The sequence below is a fragment of the Vibrio fujianensis genome (assembly GCF_002749895.1).
GTDB classification, from domain to species: domain Bacteria; phylum Pseudomonadota; class Gammaproteobacteria; order Enterobacterales; family Vibrionaceae; genus Vibrio; species Vibrio fujianensis.
Map to the genome: position 1 here is coordinate 181,564 of NZ_NBUS01000040.1, position 2,234 is coordinate 183,797.

Below are 2,234 nucleotides of genomic sequence, written 5' to 3' on the forward strand. Positions count from 1 at the left end.
CAGTGGTGATAAAAAAACCGCGTACAGAAGGGGCCTCGTTTAGTCGTTCTAAGATATCGATTTCGTTAATTTTTTCTGCCATATACTGATCTAATTTAAGTTGATGATGGGAAGAGCATGCTCTTCCCATCGAAGTGTCATATTAAAGCTGATGATAAATCGCTTCGATTTGTTGTACTTCGACACTGTTTGCATCTAAGCCGGAATAATGCGCTAGCGTTTGAGCAATACCTTGTTTCCGTAGCGAGTTTTGCAGTTCAACCGCTTGTGGATCACTGATATTGGTATATTTCAGCGCGGCAGCAATCCCTTTGAGTAAGTTTTTATTTTCTAAGCCGTATTCTATTGTACCGAGTAATGGTTTGATCAATCTATCATTTACACCTAATTTTCGTAGAGGTTGCCTGCCAACGCGATCCACTTCATCGACTAAATAGGGGTTAGCAAAGCGAGACAAGATCTTTTCAATGTAGGCGTAGTGCAGTTTTCGATCAAAACCATATCGACGAATTAACACTTCGCCACTTTCTTGCATTGCTTGTTTAACTTCAGCATGAATAAGTGGATCTTGGATTGCCTGTCGGATCGTTTGGTGTCCTTTCAAGCAGCCTAAATAAGCGGTGATACAGTGTCCGGTATTGAGGGTAAAGAGTTTACGCTCAACGAAAGCCATCAGATTATCTGTTTTTTCCATGCCGTTAATTGAAGGAATGTCTCCTTTAAATTGTTGTTCATCGACAATCCATTCACTGAAGCTTTCCACGGTCACTTCAAGTGGATCATCGTTTGCCGCTTCCGTAGGCGGGACGATTCTATCGACCGCTGAATCAACAAAACCGACCCATTGTTCTGCTTTTACTTGTGACTCAGAACTTAAATACTTAAAAATTTCACTTTTTAAGTGACTGGTTCCGCGAACCATGTTTTCACAAGCAATGATATTGAGTGGCTGTTCATTGCCGCTAGCAAAGCGCGCTTCAAGTCCCTTAGCTATCGTTTTGGCGATAATATCCAACACAGTGGGGCCAACGGCTGTTGTCACTAAATCGGTATTCATGATGCGTTCAATGACATCATCACTGGCTGAATTTACTGCGGTAACATGGTTGACCGTTTCTATCCGGCATTCACTACCGACGACTTTAACCTGATACTGTTGCTGGTGACTGAGTTGATCGACTAAAGGTTCATTTACATCGGCAAAGGTGACTTGAATATCAGCATCTGCCAGAAGTTTGCCGATAAAACCACGGCCAATATTACCCGCACCAAAATGTACTGCATTTTTCATAATTGATTACCTATTAAAAAGTGACTAACGAGATTAGGGTGAGGTCAGCGTGGTAAATAAGGGGGAGCTGACCTCGTTTTGCCTCAGGAGCAAAGCTATTATGCAGCTTGGGTTTTCGATAAAATGGCCAAGATGTCTTTAATGTCTTTAGTTGAGGTTAATGTCTTGATGGCCTCTGGCTCATCAAGGGCGTTAGTAATGGCAGTAATCACTTGAATATGCTCATCATTTTTTGCAGCAATCCCGATCACGAGTTTAGCAATATCTTCTTTTTCGTCAGTAAATTGAACCCCTGATGGATATTGGCAAATAACAATACCGGTTTTAATGACACGATCTTTAGCTTCTATCGTTCCATGAGGCACTGCGATTGATTCACCTAAGTAGGTTGGAACTAATTTTTCTCGCTCAAACATGGCATCCACATATTCAGGTTCAACATAACCTAGTTCAACCAGTTGATTACCCGCAAAGCGTATCGCTTCTTCTTTATTGCGGGCCGTTAAACCAAGATGAATATTTTTTTCTTGTAGGCTAAAAATGGAAGGTTGTTGGGGCTCAAAATAGTCATCATTGGCAGCGACAACAGACATTTTAATTAAATGCCCATCGTTCGCCGCTTGTGGATATTTCACGGCCAGTAATTGCGTCACCAATTGATTATACATTTGGTTGTCGAGAAAATTATTGAGTGAAAGATGTTGCGCATTCGGAGCATGTTTACGTGCTCGGTCGGTTAAGTCTTTATGGGTAATTACAATATCGACATCTTTCGGTAAATTATTGATAGCAAGGTTGGTTACGTTGATGTTTAGGCCTGCATCTTGTATTTTCTTACGTAGTAAACTGGCACCCATGGCACTAGACCCCATCCCAGCATCACAAGCCACAATGATGTTTTTGACTTGACTAAGGTTAATGTCACGATCGCTACTTGAAGATG

At 41.5% G+C, this 2,234-nt stretch carries 2 protein-coding genes and 1 pseudogene; all 3 read right to left on the reverse strand.

What is annotated here, in order from left to right; all coding sequences use genetic code 11:
• Positions 1-82 (reverse strand): annotated as a pseudogene (locus tag B7C60_RS18155) (MltR family transcriptional regulator); the annotation flags it as partial.
• Positions 83-142: 60 nt separating this feature from the next.
• Entirely contained in the window at positions 143-1,291 is a 1,149-nt protein-coding gene (locus tag B7C60_RS06685; RefSeq protein ID WP_099610984.1) for a mannitol-1-phosphate 5-dehydrogenase, read from the reverse strand.
• A 98-nt stretch (positions 1,292-1,389) separates the two neighbouring features.
• Positions 1,390-2,234 (reverse strand): PTS sugar transporter subunit IIA (locus tag B7C60_RS18160; protein WP_245868735.1); only part of this gene is annotated, 845 nt, incomplete at its 5' end.

Bases quoted from the DNA above. Each gene is read 5' to 3' on its own strand.
- B7C60_RS06685 (WP_099610984.1), bottom strand. From the start codon at position 1,291: ATGAAAAATGCAGTACATTTTGGTGCGGGTAATATTGGCCGTGGTTTT.